The organism is Pseudomonas sp. UV AK001, assembly GCF_046097675.1.
Classification (GTDB): domain Bacteria; phylum Pseudomonadota; class Gammaproteobacteria; order Pseudomonadales; family Pseudomonadaceae; genus Aquipseudomonas; species Aquipseudomonas kribbensis.
Genome location: NZ_JBJUVZ010000001.1, coordinates 639,286 through 657,590, shown reverse-complemented (window position 1 = coordinate 657,590; position 18,305 = coordinate 639,286). Strand labels below are relative to the sequence as shown.

Annotated in this window: 16 protein-coding genes; 4 read left to right on the top strand and 12 right to left on the bottom strand. The window is 60.7% G+C overall.

All coding sequences use genetic code 11. From position 1 onward, the window contains the following. Positions 1–52: 52 nt before the first annotated feature. Complete coding sequence (locus ACKLNA_RS03150) at positions 53–937, top strand: LysR substrate-binding domain-containing protein (RefSeq protein WP_408984823.1); 885 nt, start codon at positions 53–55, stop codon at positions 935–937. 188 nt (positions 938–1,125) lie between these two features. Here the strand turns inward: ACKLNA_RS03150 and ACKLNA_RS03145 are convergent, their stop codons facing one another. The 6 genes from ACKLNA_RS03145 to ACKLNA_RS03120 form a co-directional block, all read right to left on the bottom strand. Next, a complete protein-coding gene (locus tag ACKLNA_RS03145) occupies positions 1,126–1,731 on the bottom strand; it encodes a DUF6338 family protein (protein WP_408984822.1) in 606 nt (201 codons plus the stop codon). Between the two features lie 123 nt (positions 1,732–1,854). Beyond that, positions 1,855–3,468 (bottom strand): GMC family oxidoreductase, encoded by a 1,614-nt coding sequence (locus ACKLNA_RS03140; RefSeq protein ID WP_408984821.1) that lies wholly within the window; start codon positions 3,466–3,468, stop codon positions 1,855–1,857. Between the two features lie 59 nt (positions 3,469–3,527). Beyond that, the gene (locus tag ACKLNA_RS03135; RefSeq protein WP_085731929.1) at positions 3,528–4,745 is read right to left on the bottom strand and encodes a mandelate racemase/muconate lactonizing enzyme family protein; all 1,218 of its coding nucleotides are present in this window, start codon (positions 4,743–4,745) and stop codon (positions 3,528–3,530) included. A 1-nt stretch (position 4,746) separates the two neighbouring features. Then, a complete protein-coding gene (locus ACKLNA_RS03130; RefSeq protein WP_408984820.1) occupies positions 4,747–6,066 on the bottom strand; it encodes an MFS transporter in 1,320 nt (439 codons plus the stop codon). 82 nt (positions 6,067–6,148) lie between these two features. After that, complete coding sequence (aldA, locus tag ACKLNA_RS03125) at positions 6,149–7,573, bottom strand: aldehyde dehydrogenase (protein WP_408985545.1); 1,425 nt, start codon at positions 7,571–7,573, stop codon at positions 6,149–6,151. Positions 7,574–7,680: 107 nt separating this feature from the next. Continuing rightward, complete coding sequence (locus ACKLNA_RS03120) at positions 7,681–8,613, bottom strand: LysR substrate-binding domain-containing protein (protein WP_096820112.1); 933 nt, start codon at positions 8,611–8,613, stop codon at positions 7,681–7,683. A 185-nt stretch (positions 8,614–8,798) separates the two neighbouring features. Here ACKLNA_RS03120 and ACKLNA_RS03115 point away from each other — a divergent pair, with 185 nt between their 5' ends. Then, a complete protein-coding gene (locus ACKLNA_RS03115) occupies positions 8,799–9,977 on the top strand; it encodes a hypothetical protein (RefSeq protein ID WP_408984819.1) in 1,179 nt (392 codons plus the stop codon). A 140-nt stretch (positions 9,978–10,117) separates the two neighbouring features. After that, positions 10,118–10,993, top strand: a complete 876-nt coding sequence (locus ACKLNA_RS03110) for a LysR substrate-binding domain-containing protein (RefSeq protein ID WP_114883683.1) — start codon at positions 10,118–10,120, stop codon at positions 10,991–10,993. Between the two features lie 10 nt (positions 10,994–11,003). On the opposite strand, the gene ACKLNA_RS03105 is transcribed toward ACKLNA_RS03110, so the two are convergent. The 5 genes from ACKLNA_RS03105 to ACKLNA_RS03085 form a co-directional block, all read right to left on the bottom strand. Further along, a complete protein-coding gene (locus ACKLNA_RS03105) occupies positions 11,004–12,368 on the bottom strand; it encodes an MFS transporter (protein WP_408984818.1) in 1,365 nt (454 codons plus the stop codon). An 88-nt stretch (positions 12,369–12,456) separates the two neighbouring features. Continuing rightward, the gene (locus ACKLNA_RS03100) at positions 12,457–13,890 is read right to left on the bottom strand and encodes an NAD-dependent succinate-semialdehyde dehydrogenase (RefSeq protein WP_408984817.1); all 1,434 of its coding nucleotides are present in this window, start codon (positions 13,888–13,890) and stop codon (positions 12,457–12,459) included. After that, entirely contained in the window at positions 13,887–14,921 is a 1,035-nt protein-coding gene (locus ACKLNA_RS03095) for an aldo/keto reductase (protein WP_085602959.1), read from the bottom strand. The genes ACKLNA_RS03100 and ACKLNA_RS03095 overlap by 4 nt, the downstream gene beginning before the upstream one ends. Positions 14,922–14,931: 10 nt before the next feature. Continuing rightward, positions 14,932–15,444, bottom strand: coding sequence for a formaldehyde-activating enzyme (fae, locus tag ACKLNA_RS03090; protein ID WP_007950493.1), 513 nt, complete (start codon positions 15,442–15,444; stop codon positions 14,932–14,934). Positions 15,445–15,750: 306 nt separating this feature from the next. Beyond that, positions 15,751–16,956 (bottom strand): NAD(P)/FAD-dependent oxidoreductase, encoded by a 1,206-nt coding sequence (locus ACKLNA_RS03085; RefSeq protein ID WP_408984816.1) that lies wholly within the window; start codon positions 16,954–16,956, stop codon positions 15,751–15,753. Between the two features lie 337 nt (positions 16,957–17,293). Between ACKLNA_RS03085 and ACKLNA_RS03080 the strand changes: the two genes are divergently transcribed. Next, on the top strand, positions 17,294–17,842 hold the full coding sequence (locus ACKLNA_RS03080) for an Rrf2 family transcriptional regulator (RefSeq protein WP_114883691.1): 549 nt from the start codon (positions 17,294–17,296) through the stop codon (positions 17,840–17,842). Between the two features lie 62 nt (positions 17,843–17,904). Here the strand turns inward: ACKLNA_RS03080 and ACKLNA_RS03075 are convergent, their stop codons facing one another. After that, complete coding sequence (locus tag ACKLNA_RS03075) at positions 17,905–18,240, bottom strand: hypothetical protein (protein WP_065259781.1); 336 nt, start codon at positions 18,238–18,240, stop codon at positions 17,905–17,907. Between the last annotated feature and the right edge of the window lie 65 nt (positions 18,241–18,305).

Below are 18,305 nucleotides of genomic sequence, written 5' to 3'. Positions count from 1 at the left end.
GAGCGATGCCGGGACAACCGTAAAATCGACCCGCAATCCATGACTAAAACGAATGAATCCGCGAACTCTTACTCCCTCGATGTCGTTGCTGCTGGCGTTTGAAGCCGCCGCACGCCATGAAAGCTATACCCGCGCCGCCCACGAACTGTCGCTGACCCAGAGCGCGGTCAGTCGTCAGGTGCAGATTCTGGAAAAGATGCTCGGCATGCGCCTGTTCAGTCGCGAAGGCCGGCGGGTGATCCTTACCGACGTCGGGCGCATGTACCAGCGCGAACTGTCCGAAGCCCTTGGGCAGATCCGCAGCGCAACGCTGCACGCCATGGCGTTTGGCTCGGGAATTCACAGCCTGCGCCTGGCGACTCTGCCGACCTTCGGCTCGAAATGGCTGCTGCCCCGCCTGAAGGACTTCTACACCGCGCACCCTGGCATGACCGTGCACCTGCATTCACGGATCGAAGCCATCGACTTCGACACCAGTGAAATCGACGCGGCGATTTGTGTTGGCGGCGGTGACTGGCCGGGGCTGACCGCCCACCGCCTGCACACCGAAGAACTGGTGGTAATCGCCAGCGCGCAACTGTCCGATGCCGAACGTCTCGCCGCCAATCAGCACATCGCCGGGCAGCTGTTGCTCAACGTCAGCAGCAATTCCCAGGCGTGGAGTGAATGGTTCAGCCATCACGCCCTGCCCCATCGCAGCATGCGCATCGGGCCGAGTTTCGAGATGACCTCGCACCTGATCCAGGCCGTGCGCGCCAATATCGGTATCGGACTGGTGCCGAGGATTCTGGTGGAGGATGAGCTGCACAGCGGTGAGCTGGTGCAACTGGGGGAACCGATCAGCAGCCGGCGCAGCTATTACCTGGTGTACCCGGCGCGCAATGAATCGCTGGCGTCATTGAAAGCGTTTCGGGATTGGCTGGTGCAGACGCTTTGAGTTGATTTACCGATGTTCGGGTGGGCGGAGGCAACCCGGGGGCGAATAATCGCCCCCCTGTATTGGCTAACGCTTCAGCGGTGGTGGCGCCTTTGGCCCCTTGATCAGTGGTTTTTCCAACTGTTTCCCATCTGGCCCGTAGAACAGGCGCGCGATGTGCGGCGGCATTGGCTGTGGCGCTCTGGCGGTCATGATGAACCCTCTGAAATCGGATTGAATTCAACCCATTTAACCTTCGCGGAATCTATCAACAAAAATTCAGCACCAAAAGGTACATCTGTTCCATCGCTGTTGAGCCAACACGGAGATTGCAACAGAAACTGCCCACTTGAAGATTCGGGCGGCCACTCCACCGGCCAGCCTAGAACGCGCCTTTCATCATCCAGATGCAGGGTGATGACGCGATCATATTTCGCAAATGCGCTGAACCATTGGCTAGGGTAGGAAGATTGTTTCGTTACGTTTCTGCTATGCAACCAAGCATGTAAGTTGCCACTGGCGGACAGACAACAGGCCAGCAACCCAAACACCAGCGAAGCAAAAAACGCCCATGCTGTTTCAGCCTTGGAATCCCACGTTCCTACAGAAAAACCCGACCTCCCCACCCACAAACAGACCTCACCAACGCCCAGAACGGCCCCGTGAATCACAAACGTAAAAATCAACGCCTGCACAATCTGCCCGAACGTATCCGGCCGCTTGAATGCCGTCAGGGTGTAGAAAATCCAGGTCGAGACAAACCCCGGGATCAGGTACTGCAACAGCGGAATCACCTCTTTCACCAGATCATCCATGATCGGTCGCTCCTTGAATCAAAAAAACAACCCTCCCAAAACAACAATGCCGGCCCGTAATGGGCCGGCATTCAAAGCCTAGTGCACGCGGGAAAAACGCCCGCGATCATCTGTCACCGCGCATTACGCATCCTGCAGAATCAGATCCGCGCCCTTCTCCGCCACCATCAGCACCGCTGCGTGGGTGTTGCCTGACGTCACATTGGGGAAGATCGACGCATCGACGATCCGCAACCCCTCAAGTCCATGCACCTTGAGGCGCTTGTCGACCACCGAACTCTGCTCGTCCGCGCCCATCGCGCAGGAGCCGCACAGGTGATAGATCGAGCCGCAGTTGTCACGGAAGTACTGGAGCATCTGCTCGTCGGTTTCCACCGCCGGCCCCGGCAAGACTTCATCGACCGTGATGCCCTTCAGTGCCGGAGCCCCCATGATCTTGCGCATCAGGCGACTGCCCTGGATCACCTCGTCGATGTCCTTTTGCGTGCTCAGGTAGTTCGGATCGATCAACGCCGCATCGCGGGGATTCTTCGAGGCAATCGTGATGTGCCCGCGACTGGTCGGGCGGCACGGGTTGAAGCACAGCAGGAAACCTGAATACGGCTCGGGCTTGAGGCTGGCCTTGTTGTTTTTCGGAATCTGGTACGACAGCGGGTTGAAATACAGCTGCAGGTTCGGATGGGTCTGCTCCGAGTTGCCACGAAAGAATCCGCCCGCCTGATTGACGCTCATCGCCAGTGCGCCCTTGCGGGTCAGCAGGTATTTCACGCCGAGTTTGAACTGGCCGAACAGCGAGCTGAGTTCATCGTTCAGGGTCGGGATATTGGCCTTGTAGTAGTAGCTGACGCACAGGTGATCCTGCAGGTTCTGCCCTACCGCCGGCAGGTGTTTGACAACCGGGATCTGATGCTTGGCCAGCAAGGCACGATCCGCCACGCCCGACAGCTGCAGGATCTTCGGCGTGTCGACGGCGCCAGCGCACAGGATCACTTCCTTGCGCGCCGTGAAAGTTCGCGTCACGCCATGCTGGGTGATGGAAATACCGGTGGCACGCTGCTGGCTTTCATCGAACAGGACACGGTCGACCAGCGCGTAGTGCTCGACCGTCAGGTTCGGCCGGCTCAATGCCGGATGCAAATGGGCGAAGCTGCTGGAGCTGCGCTGACCGTTGCGGGTGTTGACGTCATAGATGCCCGCACCTTCGAATTTCGGACCGTTGAAATCGTCGCTGCGCGGGTAGCCGAGTTCGTCGCAGCCCTTGAGGAACACGTCGCAGATCGGGTGGGTCTGGCCGGCCATCGGGGTGATGCTGATCGGGCCGCTGCCGCCGTGGTATTCGCTGTCGCCCAGCGGATGGTTTTCCAGTTTGCGGAAGTACGGCAGCACATCCTTGAAGCCCCAGCCGTCGTTGCCGTTGGCCGCCCAGTCGTTGAAATCATGGGCCTGACCACGCACGTAGATCATCGCGTTAATCGAGCCCGAACCGCCCTGGACCTTGCCGCGCGGGGCGTAGATTTCGCGATTGCCCAACTGCTTCTGCGGCTGGCTGTAGTACATCCAGTTGAAGGTCGGGTTGTAATACATTTTGGCGAAGCCGACCGGGATCTTGAACCACAGGGAACTGTCCTTGCCGCCCGCCTCCAGCAGGAGCACCGTGTGTTGGCCCGAGGCCGAGAGCCGGTTGGCCAGGACGCAGCCAGCGGCGCCTGCGCCAGCGATGATGTAGTCGTATGTCATGCACGGTTACCGCGTAAGTCTTTTTATCGAACCCGCCCGTTGCCGGGCGGGGAAATCCGTCAGCCCTTGGCCGGCGATGTGTCTTTGACGTCGGCCGGGGTCGGGGCCATTTGCAGGTGCAGGCGCTCACCGGTGTACGGCGAATGCTTGCGCACCACGTCCATGTTCAGCTCCACACCCAGGCCCGGCTCGGTGGACGGGATGATGTAGCCGTCCTCCCACTGCAACGGCTTTTTCAGGACCTCGGCGTGGAAGCCGCCCCAGGTCTCGATGCTTTCCTGGATCAGGAAGTTCGGCGTGCAGGCCGCGAGCTGGAAACTCGCCGCTGCGCCAATCGGCCCGTTGTACAAATGCGGGGCGATTTGCGCGTAATAGGCTTCGGCCATGCTGGCGATCTTCTTGCCTTCGAGCAGGCCGCCGCAGCGCGCCACGTTCATCTGCAGAATCGACGCACCGCCGGCCTGCAGCAGCTTGAAGAACTCGTACTTGGTGGTCAGACGCTCACCGGTGGCAATCGGAATGCTGGTCTTGGCCGCGACTTGCGCCATGGCCTCTTCCTGGCCCGGCGGCACCGGTTCTTCGAACCACAGCGGGTCGTATTTCTCCAGGCGTTTGGCCAGGCGAATCGCCGAGGACGGCACCATTTGCCCGTGAGTGCCGAACAGCAAATCGCACTTGTTGCCCACCGCTTCGCGGATCTTGCGGCAGAAGGTTTCGCAGCGTTCCAGCACTTCCAGCGAGATCTGGTGCCCGGAGTACGCGGTGTACGGCCCGGCCGGGTCGAACTTCACGGCGGTGAAGCCTTTGTTCATGTTGTCGATGGCGCATTCGGCGGCCAGGTCCGGGTCGTCGTAGTCGTACTCGCCACGGCTGTTGACCGGGTACAGGTAGGTGTAGGAACGCAGACGTTCGTGAACCTTGCCGCCAAGCAGTTCGTAGACCGGTTTGTTCGCGGCCTTGCCGATGATGTCCCAGCAGGCCATTTCCAGGCCGCTGACCACGCCCATCATGGTCAGGTCGGGACGCTGGGTGAAACCGCTCGAATAGGCCTGACGGAAGAAGCGTTCGATGTGGTGCGGATCCTGATTCAGCAAGTAGCGTTCGAACACGTCTTCGATGATCGGCAGCATGGCTTTGGGGCCGAAGGTCGCGGCGTAGATTTCGCCGACGCCTTCGATGCCGCAGTCGGTCTTGAGCTTGACGAACAGCCAGTACATGCCGCCGATGTGCGGTGGCGGTACGGCGACGATATGGGTTTCAAGGGCGACGATTTTCATCTCAGGCACCTGTTTTGTTCGAAGTTTTTTTGTTGATCCGGGCACGCAGGGTCACGGCAGCCAGAGTGCCGATCAGACCGATAGTGGCGATGTAGCCGAAATAGAGCTTGTAGCCGAGGGCGCCGGGGAAATGCTCAGTGAGGTAGCCGTTGATCAACGGGATGAACGCATCCGGCATGTAACCGACCACCGAGACGATGCCGATGGCCAGTCCGGTGATGCGCAGCGGAATGTTGCAGCTGTCGAGGATCGCCCAGTACAGACCGCGAATCGCGTAGGTCATCAGGCCGATGAAAATCACTGTCGCGATCAGCAGCCCCATGCTGTTGAGCGCCGGGAACACGATCAGCCCGACAATCGCCAGACTCGCCAGCAACAGCGCGACGATCAGCACCGAGATGTTCGAGAACTTGTCCCCCAGCCAGCCGCCGCCGATGCCGCCGATCGGGCGCATCCACAGCTTGATGGTGGTGATGGTGCCGGCCATGACGGCTGTGAGGCCGCTGCCTTGCAGGTAGTCCGAGAAGCTGTAGGTGGCCCAGAAGATGTGATAACCGCAGAACACGATCGCGGTGACCAGCCACAGTTCAGGAATCTTCACCAACGTTGCCAGATCAGTGAGCAGGTTGAACTTGCCCTTCTCTACCGGCGGCGTGTCTTCCATCGACTTCGGATCCTTGATCAGCACCAGCACACAGCCGATGGCGATACAGGTGAAGGCGTAGAGGTAAACCACGTGCTTGAAACCTTCGGCGGTGGACTCGCCACGGGTTTCGGTGGCGAAGGCGAACAACGCCAGCGCAACCGTCGCCAGCAGCGCTTCGACCAGCCCGCGACCGCCATCGAGAATGCCGAAGAACCGACCCTGCTCGGTGTGATGGGCAATCATCTTCACCCGCTTGAGCACCGAGGCCCAGAACGTCAGGCCGGTGGTCAGACCCCAGCAACCGAAGATGATCATCAACCCGGTCATCGACGGCGCGGTCGAATACCACAGGCCCAGCGCGCCGGTTGCCACCAGCGAAAAGAAGATCAGAAAACGCGGCGCGATACGGTCGGCCAGCCAGCCGCTCGGCAAGTAGCTGAGCAGGAAAATCGTCCCCAGCATCGAGTACAGATAACCCAGCTCGCTGTGGCTGATCTGGAACACCTCGAGCATGGTGGTCTGGTAGACCTGGCGCAGGTACAGAATCGGGTAGATCGCACCGGCGGCCAGCACCAGCAACATCAGTTGGAAATAGCGACTTCCCTTGTCGCTCTGGCTTTTCGAAGCCGAATTGGAACCCTGAACAGCGGCAGCAGAGGATGCATGCTTGGACATTGAAGTGACCTCGGGCGACCCGTGCTCCGGGCGCCCCTGATAATTGTTTTTATAGGTGTAGCGTGAGGCGTGAGGCGGTGGATCAGTACTTCATGACCACAAGACGGGTCTGGGTGAATTCGAGCATGCCGTGCTTGCCGTCATCGCCGCCCAGGCCCGAACGTTTCCAGCCAGCGTGGTAGCCCTGGTACGGATCGGCCGGGGTGCGATTGACGTACAACTCGCCGGCCTCGATGGCGTTGGCGACTTTCTGCGCGGTGCGGTAGTTCTCGGTGTACAGCACCGACGACAGACCGAACTGATGGTCGTTGGCCATGGCCAGCGCTTCGTCGATGTCGCGGTACTTGAGCACCGGCAGCACCGGGCCGAAGATTTCTTCCTGGACGATTTCCATGTCCTGACGGCAGCCGCTGAGCAGCGTTGGCGGGTAGAAATGCCCCGGACCTTCGGGCAGCACACCGCCGCTTTCGAGGACGGCACCGTCAGCAATCGCGCGCTCGACCATGGCGTGGATGTTCTTCTGCGAACTGGCGTTGACCAGCGGGCCCATCAGGCTCGCGTCCGTGGCGCGGTCGCCGAACTTCACGGCCGCGATTTTCGCTTTGAGCAGCGCGAGGAAACGGTCGTGAACGCTTTCCTGCACGTAGACCCGTTCCACCGCCGTGCACAACTGGCCGCAATGGGTGGTCTTGGAGGCAATGATCGCAGTCGCGGCAGCTTCAAGATCGGCGTCGGCCTCGATGATTGCCGGGGTCTTGCCGCCCAGCTCCAGCGAAGGCTTGGCGATGTTGGCCTTGCAGTAATCAAGGACGATGCGTCCGGCGTTGACGCTGCCGGTCAGGGTGATCAGGCCCACGGCTTTATGGGTGCAAACCGCTGCGGCGGTGGCGTGATCCATGGTCAGGATGTTGACCACACCGGCCGGCATGCCCGATTGCTCCACCGCTTTGGCGATTTCGAACGCCGACGTCGGGGTGTTGTTGCTCGGGCGCACCACCACGGTGTTGCCGGCAATCAGCGCCGGAGCGATTTTGCGCAACAGGGTGTAGACCGGGTAGTTGAACGGAATCAGGCACGCGACGACGCCAATCGGCTCGCGGTGCAGAAACAGGTTTTCGTCGGGGCTGTCGCTGGGAATGATCTCGCCTTCGATGCGGCGCGCCCACTCAGCGTGGTAACGGGTGATCTGCGCGGCATAACGGGCTTCGTTGCTGGCATCGCTCAGGCTTTTTCCGGATTCGGCGGCCAGAGCGGCGCCGATGGCTTCGGCGCGATCTTCAAGGGCAGCCGCAAACGCTCGCAGGTGCTCGGCGCGTTCGATGCTGGTGAGTTTGCCCCAGGTCTTTTGCGCCTTGGCGGCGGCGTCGACTGCCGCCGTGGCTTCTTCGGCGGTGGCAGCCGAAACATGACCCACCAACGCTTCGGTGGCCGGGTTGTAGACCGCGATCAGCGCCGCGCTGGCCGGCTCGATGAAGTGGCCGTTAACAAAATTTCGCTCGACTCGCATGTGCATCGCCCATCGTTTGTTTTTATCGATGGCGCCAGTCTTGTCATCGACAGCGGGTTCAACAAACGATTTATCCGGCGATCAAACATTCGAAAAAGGCACGTTACTCAGAAAATCGCCTTCGAAGGCTCAAGTTGGCGCTGCGCCAGCCAGATCTCTTCCTGCAGCCACTGACTGAACGCCTGCAATTGTGGCATCTGCGTCTGTTCCGGGCGGGTCACCAGCCAGTAGGACTGGTGCCCTTCCACATGCACGTTGTGCACCTGGGTCAACTGTCCGCTGGCCAGTTCCGAGGCGACCATGTGCCAGTCGGCAATGGTGATCCCCAGACCATCGACGGCCGCCTGAATCGCCAGATCCAGCAGGTCGAATTCATAGCCGCCCTGGGTATCGACGCCCGTGATCCGCGCCGCGTCGAGCCAGTGTTTCCAGGTCAGGTAGCGCTGATCCTCCCTTGCCAGCACATGCAACAGGGTCAGGCGATTGAGATCGATGCCCTGATCACCGCCCTCCCGCGCATACAGGGTCGGCGCGCACACGGCGATATGCCGCTCCTGAATCAGCAGCGAACTGTCGAGCCCGTCCCATTCGCCGTCGCCAAAACGGATCGCGCAATCGAGGGTGCTGGTTTCCGCCAGGCTGTCCTGCAAGCGGGTGGTGATGCTCAGTTCCAGTTCCGGATGCTGCTCGCGCAGGCGTCCCAGGCGCGGCATCAACCAGCGGCTGGTGAAGGTGGGCGGCGCATTGATGTGCAAGCGGTTGGCGTGGGTTTTCTGCTGGATGCTGCGCACGGTCAGTTCGATCTTGTCGAACGACTGATGCAGCGCCCGCAGCAGAATCTTGCCGGCGCCGGTCAGTTCGAGATGGTGATGGCGGCGCTCCAGCAGACTTTCGCCAAGCTGTTCTTCCAGTTGCCGCACCTGACGGCTGACCGCGCTCTGGGTGACGTTGAGCAACTCGGCGGCGCGGGTGAAGCTGCCGGTGCTGCCGGCCACTTCGAATGCTTTGAGTGCATTCAGGCCGGGCATTTTGCGTTTCATACAAGGCACTCGAAAACCACAGACAAGGCGCAAAGCATCCCACGACATTGGCGAATTGTCCTACAGGATTTTCCGAGTAACATGCATTCGATGCAGGTTTCCCTGACGTTTTTATCGTTTGTTCTGCAGCGGGCGGATGGCAAAACTGCGCGGCATCTCTAATAAAAACAATCGAGAGCCGCTCCATGCCCTTCCCTGCATCTTTGCGCCTGCGCACCACCTCCATCGCTCTGTTCTGCAGCATTGCCGCCCCGGCCATGGCGGTCCAGGTCACCGACAATCTCGACCTTGGCGGCGCTATTCGTGCCCGTTGGGACGTGGACCCGGATCGCGACATCCAGAAGTTCGGCCTCGACACGGTGTTCCTCAGCGCCAAGTACAACTCCGACTCGTGGATCGGCGAAGCGCAATATCGCTTTTACGGCCGCTCCTACCCGTACCAGTACACCAAAAACTACGGCGATATCCGCTTCGCCAAGTTCGCGTGGGTCGGCTACAAGTTCAATCCCGACCAGCAAGTACAAGTGGGCCTCAACACCGTGCCGTTCGGCTTGCAGCCGTACTTCGGCAGCACGTTCTACGAAACCCTGGGCAACGTCATCGGCCTGGAAGACGTGCAACAGATCGGCACCAAGTACATCCAGCAAAGCGGCGACTGGAACCTCCAGGCCGGTTACTACCTGCGCCCGGCCTGGCAAGGGAAAGGCACCAGCAAAGGCGTGACGTATTCGAGCGTGGTGTCCGAGGCCGACAGCTATGTGGCCGACGGCAGCAACAACCAGGAACGCAACACCGTGGTACTGCGGGTCGCCAAGGCAATGGATCTGGGGCCGTGGAAGTCCGAGGTCGGGATCTCCGGCCTGACTTCAAGCCTCGAGAACAAAGACACCAACAACGACGGTCGGCGCAACGCCGTGGCCGTGCACTACATGGGCAAGAACGGCCCATGGGGCGTGCAGTTGCAGGCGGCGCGGCAGCAGATGTCGCCACGCAATGCCGGCACCGATGAACTGGTGACCCTCGGCGGCTACGACGGCACCTACAACGTGGCCAGTCGCGGCAATCTGTACGTGGCCGACCTGAGTTACGACGTCGGTGGCAAATACCTGTTCGACCAGATCAGCGGGATCAAGCTGTACGCCAACTACAGCGCATTCGACAAGTCCGCCAGCGGCTTCAAGACATCCGAACGGATGATCCTCGGCACTTCGTTTTCCGTGAGTAAGTTGTGGGTGGCCACGGAATGGCTGTTCGGCAAAAACGATCCGTACATCGGTGGCAGCAGCTACACCCAGAGCCTTGGCGCGGGGGGACTGGATCAGTGGGAAAACCAGTTATATGTGAACGTCGGGTATTACTTCTGACGCTCGAAAAAATCGCAGCCAGGGCTGCGATTTTTTTTGCCTGCCCGTTGCGAATTCACCTTGCATCCGCACCGCCCCGATAGTCAGATAGCCCTCATCCGAAAACAACAATAAACCGCCCGGTCCGGAGTTCCGCCTCCATGCGTCAACTACCCTCGCTCAACACCCTGCGCGTGTTCGAAGAAGTCGCCCGTCATCGCAGTTTCAGTCAGGCCGCCATCGGGTTGAACGTCACCCAGGGCGCGGTCAGTCGTCAGATCAAACAGCTTGAAGACTACCTCGGCGTGGCGCTGTTCGTGCGCACGCCTCAAGGGCTGTCACTGACCGAAGCCGGCAGCAATCTTTCCCCGCATCTGGCCGAGGCCTTTGACCACATCGAACGTGCCCTGCAAGCAGTGCGCGTGCCGAATCTGCGCCAGCGTTTGAAAGTGCTCGCACCGCCGACCTGGGCCACGCGCTGGCTGTCGCCGCACCTGCGCGCGTTCTGTCAGCGCTACCCGGACATCAACCTCAGCGTCACCAACCAGATCGGCCACGACAGCCTCACGGAAGTCGATTGCCACATCCGCTTCGGCCTCGCGGCAGCGCCTCACTGTGTCAGCCAATTGCTGGTGATGGAACGGCACATCGCGGTGGCCAGCCCGGAACTGTTCAACGGCGATCAGCCGCCGGATTTGCGGCAGTTTCCACTGCTGCACATCTTGCACGACGGCAAGCGTTTGAAGGTCTGGGAGAACTGGCTGGCGGCCATGGGCCGGGATGACATCGACGCTGGGCAAGGACTGGAATTCAGCACCCTGGATCAGGTGATCCACACTGCGCTGGCCGGCGGCGGCCTGGCAGTGATCGACCGGCAGATGATCGAAAAGGAACTGGCGAACGGCAGCCTGCTGCCGATCACCCCGATTGAGGTGATCGGCCCTTATGGGTATTGGCTGGATGTGGCGAATGACAAGCAAGGGCTGTCGAAGGTGAAGCTGTTTACCGAGTGGCTAGGGGTTGTCAGCAACCCCTGACCTGCACTCATCAGACGGGCGTGGCGACTTTCCCGACCACCCCTGTCCCGACTTCCACCGGACTCTGCGCCTTGCACGCCTGACTCAACGTCAACGACTTGGTCTCCGGCGCCCACGCCCAGGACAACAACGCGCCAATCCCCAGGATCGCCGCAAGAATGCCCATGGTCGGGCTCAACCCGATTCCCGCCACACTCACCGGCAACAGGAACGTACTGACCGCCGAACCCAGACGGCTGACCGCCGTCGCCAGGCCAATCCCGCTGGCCCGTACTTCCGTCGGGAAGCTCTCCGCCGGGAACACGCCCACCAGGTTGCTCACCGCCGACAGCACCAGGGTGAACACACCGAACACCAGCACCATCAGCCACGCCGCACTGCCCGGCAACACCGCCAGCAGAAACAACGCCACCGCCAGAATGATGAACGAGTTGATCAGGAACCCGCGCCGGGTGAATTTGATCGTGCACCAGATGCCGATCAACGCGCCAAGGATCAGCAGCATGTTGAGCATCAGCTCGGTGCCGAAACCCTCGGCCAGGCCCATTTTCTGCAGGATCGATGGCAGGAAGGTGTAGATGGCGAAGTACGGCATGACGATGCAGACAAAGAACAGGCAGTTGAACGCCGTGCGCTTGCGGTATTCGCGACTGAACAGCACCGCGTAGCCCGAGCGGGTTTCCGTGGATTGGGTCTCGTCCAGCTCGACATTGTCGCCCAGATGCCTTTTGACGATGGCACGGGCTTCGGCCACCCGCCCCTGATTGACCAACCAGCGCGGTGATTCCGGCGTACCGATTCGCGCGATCAGAATCAACGCGGCCGGAATCGCCGACGACGCCAGCATCCAGCGCCAGGCATCATCACCGAGGCTTAGCATGGCAGTGCCAACGAAAGTCGCCGCTACGTAGCCGAAAGTCCAGATCACGCTGAACGAACCCAGCAACACGCCGCGATGTTTCTTCGGTGCGAACTCGGCGAGCATCGCGTGACCGACACTGAAATCCCCGCCCAGACCGATGCCGATCAGCACCCGGCAAAGGAACAGGCTCATGGCAGTTTCGACGTAGAACTGCATCACCGAAGCGATAGTGATCAGCACGAAACTGACCAGGAAGATTTTCTGCCGGCCGACCTTGTCCGAGATCCAGCCGAAAAACAGACTGCCGAGAAACAGGCCGATCAACGCCGACGCGCCGATCAGGCCCTGCCAGAACGCATCGAGCTGCATCTGCGGGCTGAGCAAGGTGAACGCGATGCCGATCAGGCCAAGGATGTAGCCGTCGGTGAAGTGCGCGCCGAAGGTCAGGCCGGCGATCTTGATATGGAAGCGCCCGATGGGCAGGTCATCGATCTTTACGGGTTGAGCGGACATGTTCGTCTCCAATTGTTGTTATTGACGGAGAAACGGAAAGCTCTGGGAGAAGCCTGCGGGAGCGAACTCCCACAGGATTCGGGGAGGTCTAGAGACCACCCATCAACAGGTATTTGATCTCCAGATAGTCATCCAGACCGTACTTCGAACCTTCACGCCCAAGGCCCGATTCCTTGATGCCACCGAAAGGCGCCACCTCCGTGGAGATGATTCCTTCGTTGATGCCGACCATCCCGGCCTCCAGCCCTTCGGCCATGCGCCAGACCCGGCCGATGTCGCGGCTGTAGAAGTACGCCGACAGACCGAACGGTGTGTCATTGGCCCGCGCCAGCACTTCGGCTTCGTCCTTGAAGCGGAAGCATGCGGCCACCGGCCCGAAGGTTTCGTCCTGGGCGATGAGCATGTCGCCGTTGGCTTCGGTGAGAATGGTCGGCTCGTAGAACGTGCCGCCCAACGCATGCCGACGACCGCCGCACAACAACGTGGCGCCCTTCTCCAGCGCATCGCTGACGTGGGCTTCGACCTTGGCCAGTGCGGCGGCGTTGATCAGCGGACCTTGCTCGGTGTCACCGTCCAGCGCACTGCCCACGCGCATCGCCGCCACGGCTTCGGCGAGTTTGCCGGTGAAGGCTTCGTAGACGCCGTCCTGAATGAAGAAGCGGTTGACGCACACGCAGGTCTGCCCGGTGTTGCGGAATTTCGAGGCCATCGCGCCTTTGACGGCCGCATCGATGTCGGCATCGTCGAAGACAATGAACGGCGCGTTGCCACCCAGTTCCAGCGAGACCTTTTTCAGCGTGTCGGCAGCCTGGCGCATCAGCAGTTTGCCGGTGCGGGTGGAGCCGGTGAACGACAGCTTGCGCACCACGCTGGACGCTTGCAGCGCACCACCGATGGCCACCGCGTCGCCGGAAACGATGTTGAACACACCCGCCGGAATCCCGGCCTGCTCGGCCAACACCGCCAGAGCGAACGCCGACAGCGGGGTTTCTTCCGACGGTTTGAGAATCATCGTGCAACCCGCCGCCAGCGCCGGGCCGACCTTGCGGGTGACCATCGCCAGCGGGAAGTTCCACGGGGTGATTGCCGCGACCACGCCGATGGCTTCCTTGGTCACGATGATCCGCGCATCGGACTTGTGGCTCGGGATCACATCGCCGTAGGCACGCTTGGCTTCCTCACCGAACCACTCGAGAAAGCTCGCGGCGTAGACCACTTCGCCCTTCGCTTCGACCAGCGGTTTACCCTGCTCGCGGCTGAGCAAGGTCGCCAGTTCCTGCTGGTTGGCGAGCATCAGATCGCTCCAGCGTTTCAGGCGCTGGCTACGTTCCTTGGCAGTGAGTTTGCGCCAGGCCGGCAAGGCACGATTGGCGGCTTCGATGGCGAGATTGGTTTCCTCGGCACCGGCCTTTTGCACCTCGGTGATCAACTCGCCATTGGCCGGGTTGCGCACCGGATAAGTCGCGCCGCCGCAGCCCCACTGGCCGTCGATGAAGTTGCCGTGACGAATCAACCCGCTCATGCCACCGCCCCCTGCAACGTGAAGCGTTCCTGCCCCGGACGGGCCGTGCGCAGGATGCGTTTGCCGGCGGTGTAATCGTTGATCACGTCACACGGGGTGTAGTTGCGCTCCAGCTCGTGCAGTTCTTCGGCATCGAGTTTGGTTTCCAATGCCGCCAGTGCGCTGTCGAACTGCGCGGTGGTGTCGGCGCCGACCAGCATGCAATCCACGCCCGGATGGTTGGCGACCCAGGCCTGGGCGATCTGTGCGTTGGACACGCCACGGGCACGGGCCACGCGCTGCACCGAATGGGCGATCTCGAACGAGGCCTCGTCGCTGTACATCTGCTGGGTGAAGAAGTCGGTCTGGTTGCGGGTCGATTGCACGTCACCGGTCAGCAGGCCACGGGCCAGCGGGCTGAACACCGAGACGCCGATGCCCTGATCGCGGCAGAACGGAATCATCTCGCGCTCTTCTTCGCGATAGGCGCAGTTCAGTTGCAGCTGCATGTTGATCGGCTTGACCCAACCGTTGCGCTCGCAGGCCATGAGGATTTTCGCCAGTTGACCAGTGAGCATGGTCGAGACGCCGATGTAACGCGCCTTGCCGGAACGCACGATGTCGTTCAGTGCGCCCATGGTTTCCTCGACCGGGGTATTCACGTCGAAGTAATGCAGCATGAACACGTCGACATAATCCATGTCCAGACGCTTCAGCGAGGCATCGATGCTGTCCATGATGTGCTTGCGCGAATGGCCGCTGGCGTTGATCGCGTTGCGGGTGCCGTAGCCGACCTTGGTGGTGATCACCAGGTCTTCGCGACGGGCCAGACGTTTGACGATGCGCCCGACCACTTCCTCGCCGACACCGGCGGAATAGAAGTCCGCCAGGTCGATGAAGTTCACACCATTGTTGAGGGCGTGAGCGACGATCGGCTCGCTTTGTTTTTCATTGAAGATCCACGGTTTCCAGTCCGGGGTGCCCATGTTCATGGTGCCCAGGCACAGGCGGGAAACTTGCAGGCCGGAGTTGCCCAAACGGATGTATTGCATGGCGCGGACCTCAGGCTTTTGGCGTGTAGAAAGGGTTGCTGATGTGGTTGACCACATCCTTGAGCTGCGCGGTTTCCGGCTTGCCCGTCAGGGCGGCGCGGATCGCGGTGCGGCAGGCGTTGTAGTTGTTCAGATACACCGCATCGAGGTCATCGCAGGCCGGGTTGACCCAGTTGGCGGTGACGATGGCCCACTCGTCTTCGGCTTCCGGCGGCAGCGTGCCGTCGAGCAGTGCTTCGAGCACAGCCTTGGCGATACCGGCCTGGGAAGCGCCCCAGGTTGCGTTGCCGTGCAGGTCGCTGCTGATCGCAGCCTTGTTGACGTACAAGGTCATCGGCTTGACCGGAATGTTCGGCTGGGCGATCACCATGAACGGGCAGTGCCCCTGGCTCGGCGACGCCAGACTGTTGGCGAACGCCTGACCCGCCGGGCCGTTGCGCGGGCCGATCAGGATATTGATGTGCGCGGCGTTCACGCCCGGGCCTTCGAAACCTTCACCGATGTACAGGTCGAGTTCTTTCATCAGTCATTACTCTTTGCGATGCAGAGGGATTTTTTTGGGGTGATCGACAGCTCACGCGGGCCGGATGGTCAACGGGGTCAATAACGGACGTGGGGAGACGCGAAGGGAGAATCGGGACATGGCTGCAAACGCTCTCTGGTTGTTATTGATGAGCTGTGTTTGCGATTTTTTAACACCGGGTATCAGGCCACCCGTAACCATTAAAAATCATGGGGCAATGACTTTTAGTCATAGCCTTGATGCAGGTAAAAAAGGGCTGGCGAAAAAAATCCCGCTCGAAAGCGGGACTTTTCGGACTGCGCTTGGTTACGCGACGACGGGGATCATCGGATCAGCAGCCGCCAGCGCAATGGCACGGTCAGCGGCCGGCGGGTAGATCCATTGGGTGTTGATCTGGGTCTTGAGCGACTTGCCCTCCTCCTTCACCAGTTTCACCTGACGATCCCAGCCCTCGGTGTACACCGCGCCCCAGGCGCCGAGGTCGAGGCAGGTCACGTATTTCGGCTGGCTGTACGGCGTCGGATCGACACCGAGAATCTGCGCCGCCACGTTGTTACCGGCATGCCGGCCGAGGGAGATCGCGTGCTGGCAGGTCATCAGGGCGAAGTTGCCGATGTCGTCGGTGGCCGCATAAGCCACGTCGCCGGTGGCGAAGATATCGTCCTGGCCGATGACTTTCAGGTGTGCATCGACATGCAGACGACCCTGACGATCACGTTCGGCAGGAATCTGCTCAGTCAGGGAGCTGGCGCGCACGCCGGTGGTCCAGACCACGGTTTTTGCCTCGATGCGCTGGCCGTCCGACAGGGTCACGCCGTTCTCATCGACCGAGAGCACCGACACACCCAGTCGCCATTCGACGCCGAGTGCTTCGCTCGCTTCGGCAATCGAGACGCTGATGGCTTCGCCCATGGCCGCACCGACTTTCTGCCCACGGTCGACGATGATCACTTGTACGTCAGCCTGATCGCCCAGCACTTCCCGCAGACGCGCCGGCATTTCGGTCGCGGTTTCGATGCCGGTGAAGCCGCCGCCAGCCACCACCACGGTGTTGCGCGCCTGGCTCGCAGGCTGATCGGCCAGGGATTTCAGGTGGTTTTCCAGGCGAATTGCCGCTTCGATCCGGTCAACGTCAAAGGCGTATTCTGCGACGCCCGGGGTATCCGGCAGCGCCAGACCACTGCCGGAAGCCAGTACCAGCTTGTCGTAATGGAAAACCTGAGCGGCGCCGTTGGCGTCGGTGTAGCCCACGGTTTTGGCGTTCACGTCGATAGTGTTCGCGGCGCCCTTGATGAAGTTGACACCTACCGCATCGAACAGATCGCCCAGCGGCGCGGCCAGCGTGTGGGCATTCGGCTCGTAGAAACGCGGACGTACACGCAGTTCCGCCTGCGGCGCCAGCACGGTGACGTCGATGTTGTCGCGGTTGTGAATGTCGACCAGACGGGTCGCACTCAACGCCGTCCACATGCCACCAAAACCTGCGCCGACTACCAGAATGTGCTGTTTCATTGTTGTCTCCAGGCCCGAAGCCAAGTCTTAGAAAGAGGTTCAAGAATTCACGTTTATCGGGAGTCGGCACGCTTGGGGGTTCTGAAAGCGTAGAACACTGCTCACCGGATAACGGCGACTGTATTGGTCGCCGTTATATCCAACAAGTCAGATTATTCGATCATTCGAATCGAAATTATCGATAGCTGACACGACCCCTTCCGAGGATGCTCAAACCATATAAATCGCAGCACGCCGAGAACAAACGGGCTTCAAGGCAAAGATTCAGGCGCTTATCAGATTTGTCCGCCATGAATTACCCTGCTAACATCTGCGACAATTACAGTCGGAGATAGCTATGTCGCTTTACAGTGCGGGCGTCGAGTACGGCATCCATTGCCTGGCGTTTCTGGTGGGCAGCGGTGGTGACAGTCGCGAAGCGAGCGTGCGCGACCTGGCTGACCTGCAGGGGGTGCCGCTGGATTACCTGGCGAAGATCTTCACCAAACTGGCCAAGGGCAAACTGGTGGTGGCCACCGGCGGCGTGCGCGGTGGCTTTACCCTGGCGCGCCCGGCGGACGAGATCACCCTGCTCGATATCGTCAATGCCATCGACGGCCCGAAAAACATTTTCGAATGCCGGGACATCCGCGGGCGTTGTGCGCTATTTGACGGCTCGCCCCCGGATTGGGCAGTGGACGGGACCTGTTCGATTCACGGGGCGATGATGGTTGCGCAGAAGCGCATGGAAGAAGCCCTGGCCCAGCAGACCATTCTCGATATCGCCAGAAAGGTCGGGCGCAAGGCGCCGGCGGAATTCAACAGCCAGGTGGAAAACTGGATTCAGGATCGTCGCGACAAGAAGACCGCCGGCTCGGGCATCCCGCTCACCGACATCACCGACTGACAGGCAAAAAAAAGCAGAAACCGATCACACGGTTTCTGCTTTTTCATTTCGGCCGTTCTGCCTCAGAGGCAATCGCGTACCGATTTGCGCAGCGAGCCGGACTTGGCCCACGGTGGCCCCTGGTACAGCGACACGCGGCTGCCATCCTTGTACTTGACGATATCGAGAATCTCGTCGGCCGTGACGATGCTTGGCGCCGTGATCCGGTAACCGTTGGAAATCGCGACCTGCGAAGTCTTGGGAATATCCTGCTGCCACAACGGCAACACGCATGCGGCGTAGTCCTTGGGAGCCTTGCCACTGACCTTGCTGAGATTCGGCTCGCCCGGGACCAGCGATGCCGGAAGTGAACACCCGGCCAACGCGGCCATCAGCAGGCCCCCGATCAACATCCGCATATTGAATCCTTCATCTTAAAAAGCGCGAATTTACCCTGTTACTGGTTGAACATCCATCGTGGCGC

What these genes read in the sequence shown, in the direction of transcription:
- ACKLNA_RS03150 (WP_408984823.1), top strand. Translation starts at nt 53, where the DNA reads ATGAATCCGCGAACTCTTACTCCCTCGATGTCGTTGCTGCTGGCGTTT.
- ACKLNA_RS03145 (WP_408984822.1), bottom strand. Translation starts at nt 1,731, where the DNA reads ATGGATGATCTGGTGAAAGAGGTGATTCCGCTGTTGCAGTACCTGATC.
- ACKLNA_RS03140 (WP_408984821.1), bottom strand. Translation starts at nt 3,468, where the DNA reads ATGACATACGACTACATCATCGCTGGCGCAGGCGCCGCTGGCTGCGTC.
- ACKLNA_RS03135 (WP_085731929.1), bottom strand. Translation starts at nt 4,745, where the DNA reads ATGAAAATCGTCGCCCTTGAAACCCATATCGTCGCCGTACCGCCACCG.
- ACKLNA_RS03130 (WP_408984820.1), bottom strand. Translation starts at nt 6,066, where the DNA reads ATGTCCAAGCATGCATCCTCTGCTGCCGCTGTTCAGGGTTCCAATTCG.
- aldA (WP_408985545.1), bottom strand. Translation starts at nt 7,573, where the DNA reads ATGCGAGTCGAGCGAAATTTTGTTAACGGCCACTTCATCGAGCCGGCC.
- ACKLNA_RS03120 (WP_096820112.1), bottom strand. Translation starts at nt 8,613, where the DNA reads ATGAAACGCAAAATGCCCGGCCTGAATGCACTCAAAGCATTCGAAGTG.
- ACKLNA_RS03115 (WP_408984819.1), top strand. Translation starts at nt 8,799, where the DNA reads ATGCCCTTCCCTGCATCTTTGCGCCTGCGCACCACCTCCATCGCTCTG.
- ACKLNA_RS03110 (WP_114883683.1), top strand. Translation starts at nt 10,118, where the DNA reads ATGCGTCAACTACCCTCGCTCAACACCCTGCGCGTGTTCGAAGAAGTC.
- ACKLNA_RS03105 (WP_408984818.1), bottom strand. Translation starts at nt 12,368, where the DNA reads ATGTCCGCTCAACCCGTAAAGATCGATGACCTGCCCATCGGGCGCTTC.
- ACKLNA_RS03100 (WP_408984817.1), bottom strand. Translation starts at nt 13,890, where the DNA reads ATGAGCGGGTTGATTCGTCACGGCAACTTCATCGACGGCCAGTGGGGC.
- ACKLNA_RS03095 (WP_085602959.1), bottom strand. Translation starts at nt 14,921, where the DNA reads ATGCAATACATCCGTTTGGGCAACTCCGGCCTGCAAGTTTCCCGCCTG.
- fae (WP_007950493.1), bottom strand. Translation starts at nt 15,444, where the DNA reads ATGAAAGAACTCGACCTGTACATCGGTGAAGGTTTCGAAGGCCCGGGC.
- ACKLNA_RS03085 (WP_408984816.1), bottom strand. Translation starts at nt 16,956, where the DNA reads ATGAAACAGCACATTCTGGTAGTCGGCGCAGGTTTTGGTGGCATGTGG.
- ACKLNA_RS03080 (WP_114883691.1), top strand. Translation starts at nt 17,294, where the DNA reads ATGTCGCTTTACAGTGCGGGCGTCGAGTACGGCATCCATTGCCTGGCG.
- ACKLNA_RS03075 (WP_065259781.1), bottom strand. Translation starts at nt 18,240, where the DNA reads ATGCGGATGTTGATCGGGGGCCTGCTGATGGCCGCGTTGGCCGGGTGT.